Below are 4,197 nucleotides of genomic sequence, written 5' to 3'. Positions count from 1 at the left end.
AGTGTCAAGCACTGGAATGACATCACAGGGGCACTGGAATTTTTGTTTCAATATTTGTACATTAGCCATGTATCTGAACAGATACATTATTAGTATAGAAATTGTCTATCAAAGATCCTTTCATTCAGAGGGTAATCTTTGTCAAAAAGCAAAGTTATTGTGTTTTCGTGGTCTTTTTGTATTTTTATCTGTGATATATTATGAAACTCCTTGTAATCTGATACTACAAGTGCTGGACGGTTTTTTGTGTCGTTAATGTCAATTTGTACGATCGTATCATTTGAGATTAGTGCTCCATTCCAATGCCTTGGGTAATAGCTATTGATAGAAGTGAGTGCAAGTAAATTTGAATTTAGCGGCAAGATTGGGCCACCGGCAGAGAAGTTGTATGCAGTGCTGCCTGTGGGGGTAGATAATATTACTCCGTCCCCTCTGAATTTCTCTACTTTTAGCTTATCGTTGATAGTAATATTCATCTCTACTATTTGGTTCGCTTTTCTAAAAACGTATACTTCGTTTACTGCTATGTAATGATATCTCTTGCCACTTGTGTCTGTTGCTTCCATTTTTAGCAAAGTTAACTGAGTTAAAGTTGCATGCTCTATATGATCTATTAAATCTTCACTGCAGCTAAAGCATTTATTCATCAAAAACCCAACATTGCCAGTGTTTATCCCATACACATGCATGTTTTTATTTTCTATGACGTAATTGTGCAAAGTGCGTAGCATAAAGCCATCACCGCCAACAACTATCAATAGATCGATTTCGGACTTATTTTCTTCTGTTATATTGATAAAATTAAGTTTCTTTAATAGTTTAGATACTTCCTGCGATTTTGGTGATGGAGAAGCAACATAGCCTATATTTTTGTATTTATGCATGCTTCAGTAAACTCTCTAAAACTTAAAGAGGAGGAAAATTAGAAAATGCTTCCATATTTATCGTTAAACTTAGCTAATTTGCTAGTTTTACTTGCTAACCCGCTTGTCAAACTTCCAGTCCATGCGGGGTGAGTAAGAGGATCTCTATCAAGCTTTACCCTGTCTCCCTCCTTTCCATAAGTGGAACGAGTTTCAAACTCTTGACCGTCTGTCATAACTATAATAATTTTATGATAACTCATTGTTGCTTATAAACTTTTAGTCAGTTAATATTCTAGTGAGCTTAATTCACTAAGTCAATCATTATTCTAAAATATTGACAAAAAATAGATAAAATGTTATACTCAATAGGGAATAAATAATAGTTATCATGATTTTCGCTTTCCCTGGTCAGGGCTCTCAGTTTGTAGGAATGGGAAGGAGCTTATATAGTGAGTTTTCCGTTGCAAGACAAGTATTTAATGAAGTAGATAGCATATTGGGTAGAAAGCTGTCTCATTTAATCTTCAACGGTCCTATTGAAGGATTAACCATTACAGAAAACGCTCAGCCAGCTATAATGGCAGTATCAATTGCAATGCTACGTGTTATGGAGCATGTGTTTGGCAAATCTCTTTTCACTGATCACAATGTTAAATATGTTTGTGGGCATTCAGTTGGCGAATATACAGCGCTGTGTGCTGCAGGAGCGTTAACGCTTGAGTCTGCAATCAAGCTGCTGAAAGTTCGCAGCGAAGCAATGCATGAAGCTTCACTGAAATGTAAAGGCGGAATGGTTGCGTTGCTTGGAGCAGAGACAAATGAAGTGGAAGATATATTGAAATCAGTTCAAATTGACAGAATTTGTGAAATTGCAAACGATAACGGTGGCGGACAAGTGGTTATAAGTGGCACTAGAGAAGCTCTTGAAATGTTGCCCGATTTATTCAAAAACTCGAGTGTGAGGAAACTAATTAAATTACGGGTTAGTGGGCCTTTTCATTCATCTCTTATGAAACCTGCTGATGAAAAAGTTTTGGAGTTTTTGAAGGGTATTAAAATAACCCGTCCTATAGTTCCTTTGATATCAAATGTTACAGCTAAAGAGGAGAGTGATCCCAAAGTTATAAAAACTTTACTCGCCAAGCAAGTTGTAAGCAGAGTGAAATGGAGAGAAATGGTTTTGTATATGTCAAGCCGTGGCATTAACAAATTTGTTGAAATTGGTCCTAATAAAGTTTTATCTAATTTGGTCAAAAGAATTGACCAATCTATCAGTACAAAAAATATAGATAGTATTGGTGATATTGACAGCTTCTTTAATGAATCATTAGTACTAACAGCGAAAAATTTAAAAGTTGGATTAAGTTAAAACACATCTATTTGATGTGATTCCGGTGCATAACGCTGCCTAGCTGGAATGACAGAGGGTAATGCAAGAAATCAACGAACTGCCTGTCATTTCGTTTGGTTTTTTAATTCCAAGTAGCTGTAAAATAGTAGGGGCAATGTCAGATAACCTTCCGTCTCTTAGTTTTAGATTATCGCAAGACACAATAAATGGCACTTTATTTAGAGTGTGTGCTGTATGAGGTGTATTATTTTCTTCATCGAACATACATTCCACGTTACCATGGTCTGCAGTAACAATTAATGCGGTGTTGCTTGACTTTTTAACAGCATTCAGCACTTTCGCAAGACAATCATCTACAGCTAGCACAGCTTTCTCGGCTGCTTTTATATTACCTGTATGCCCTACCATATCAGGATTAGCGTAATTTACAACTATCAGTGCGAATTCTTGGGAGTGAATTTTTTCTACAAGCTTTTCTGTAAGCTCGAAGGCTGAGATTTCGGGCTGCAAATCGTAAGTTTGAACTTTTGGTGAGGGAATGAGTATTCTTTCTTCACCAGAGAAAGGTTCTTCTTTTCCACAATTGAAAAAGAAAGTCACATGAGCGTATTTCTCGGTTTCGGCGATACGTAATTGTCGTAATTTATTGTCTTCTATTGTTTGTCCTAGAGTATCAGCGAAAGAAGTAGGAGGAAAAATATAAGGAGTTTTGAGATCTTCTTTATACTTCATCATACTTAAAATTGAAGAGAATTTTGCTACCTTAGCGTAATCTGTTTTGCCAAGCAAAATACTTGCTAATTGTATCATTCGATCAGCACGAAAGTTAGCCAACAGCACTCCATCCTCTGGTTTTATACCTTGATAGTCACCTATTACTGCGGGCCTAATAAACTCATCAGTTATGTTATTTTGATAATTTTCATCAATCAACGATACTGCATTATCATGACAAGGTGCCTTTGCAAATGCGATAGCCTCATAAGCTTCGATTGTTCTCTTCCACCTGTTGTCACGGTCCATAGCATAGTAACGCCCAGAAACAGTGGCAATTCTTGTGTCATTTCCCTTTATACTCTTTGTAAATTCTTGAATGCATTTTTTTCCTGAATTTGGCAATGTGTCTCTGCCATCTAAAAATGCATGTATCACAACTTTTATTCCATGCTGTGATATTTTATTTGCTAAAGTTGAAATATGCTTTTGATGCGAATGAACACCACCATCGGACACCAATCCCATTATATGGCATACTCCATTCTTACTTTTTAGATCATTAATAAAACTTTGTAGATTTACATTGTTTTCTATTGTTCCAATCTCTTGATTAATGCGCTGAAGGCTTTGCATTACTACTCTACCACTGCCAATATTCATATGGCCAACTTCTGAGTTACCTATTTGACCACCAGGTAACCCCACATCAGTTCCACAGGCGGATAAACTGCATTTTGGATAATTAGAGCTAATATATTGCCAACAGGGTGGATTTGCGTTGCTAATAGCATTGTATTTACTGTTTTCTACTCCATTTCCCCAGCCATCTAGTATACATAAAACGACTGATTTAATGCCCATATAAAATCAACACTAAAATTCAACAAAGAAGAGCTCCCCGGGCCGGATTCGAACCAGCGACCAATTGGTTAACAGCCAACTGCTCTACCACTGAGCTACCGAGGAATAAACCGTTTTTAGTTTACCATGTTGAACGTTGGTTGTAAACGTTTTTTGTGTAGACTTTAAGTCCAACTGGTCACAGAAACGAAAAAACTTACTTGACAAACTCCGCCAGCCCTCTTGTCATGAAACTGAAGCTATTGTATTTGCTTTCCCCAGTCTGCAGATTAAAAAGTAAGGATTACCTAATGTATCGGCGTTTTATGTTCAATTTTTTGCAGTATATGGACACTGTATGTCTTTACAAAACTTCATCTACATCTAGATTTTTATCTAAATAAGCTGAACGCGCTTATAAAG

Annotated in this window: 4 protein-coding genes and 1 tRNA gene; 1 reads left to right on the top strand and 4 read right to left on the bottom strand. The window is 36.6% G+C overall.

From position 1 onward, the window contains the following. Window positions 1-89: 89 nt before the first annotated feature. The gene (locus OZD61_RS01075; RefSeq protein WP_274979529.1) at window positions 90-884 is read right to left on the bottom strand and encodes an NAD kinase; all 795 of its coding nucleotides are present in this window, start codon (window positions 882-884) and stop codon (window positions 90-92) included. 38 nt (window positions 885-922) lie between these two features. Beyond that, window positions 923-1,126: a 50S ribosomal protein L31 gene (rpmE, locus tag OZD61_RS01070; protein WP_274979528.1), complete on the bottom strand. Its 204-nt coding sequence runs from the start codon at window positions 1,124-1,126 to the stop codon at window positions 923-925. A gap of 128 nt (window positions 1,127-1,254) precedes the next feature. Between rpmE and fabD the strand changes: the two genes are divergently transcribed. Then, window positions 1,255-2,235: an ACP S-malonyltransferase gene (gene fabD, locus OZD61_RS01065; protein ID WP_274979527.1), complete on the top strand. Its 981-nt coding sequence runs from the start codon at window positions 1,255-1,257 to the stop codon at window positions 2,233-2,235. Between the two features lie 39 nt (window positions 2,236-2,274). Here the strand turns inward: fabD and gpmI are convergent, their stop codons facing one another. Both gpmI and OZD61_RS01055 read right to left on the bottom strand, forming a co-directional pair. Next, window positions 2,275-3,795 carry a 2,3-bisphosphoglycerate-independent phosphoglycerate mutase gene (gpmI, locus tag OZD61_RS01060; RefSeq protein WP_274979526.1) on the bottom strand — a complete coding sequence of 507 codons (1,521 nt, stop codon included), beginning with the start codon at window positions 3,793-3,795 and terminating at the stop codon, window positions 2,275-2,277. 33 nt (window positions 3,796-3,828) lie between these two features. Further along, window positions 3,829-3,900, bottom strand: a tRNA-Asn gene (locus tag OZD61_RS01055). Window positions 3,901-4,197: the final 297 nt, after the last annotated feature.

Origin of the sequence: Wolbachia endosymbiont of Drosophila bocki, from assembly GCF_028982005.1 — a bacterium.
Taxonomy (GTDB): Bacteria; Pseudomonadota; Alphaproteobacteria; order Rickettsiales; family Anaplasmataceae; genus Wolbachia; species Wolbachia pipientis.
The sequence above is the reverse complement of the archived record's forward strand: the minus strand, read 5'-3'. Positions and strand labels throughout refer to the sequence as shown.

Bases quoted from the DNA above. Each gene is read 5' to 3' on its own strand.
- OZD61_RS01075 (WP_274979529.1), bottom strand. From the start codon at position 884: ATGCATAAATACAAAAATATAGGCTATGTTGCTTCTCCATCACCAAAA.
- rpmE (WP_274979528.1), bottom strand. From the start codon at position 1,126: ATGAGTTATCATAAAATTATTATAGTTATGACAGACGGTCAAGAGTTT.
- gpmI (WP_274979526.1), bottom strand. From the start codon at position 3,795: ATGGGCATTAAATCAGTCGTTTTATGTATACTAGATGGCTGGGGAAAT.
- fabD (WP_274979527.1), top strand. From the start codon at position 1,255: ATGATTTTCGCTTTCCCTGGTCAGGGCTCTCAGTTTGTAGGAATGGGA.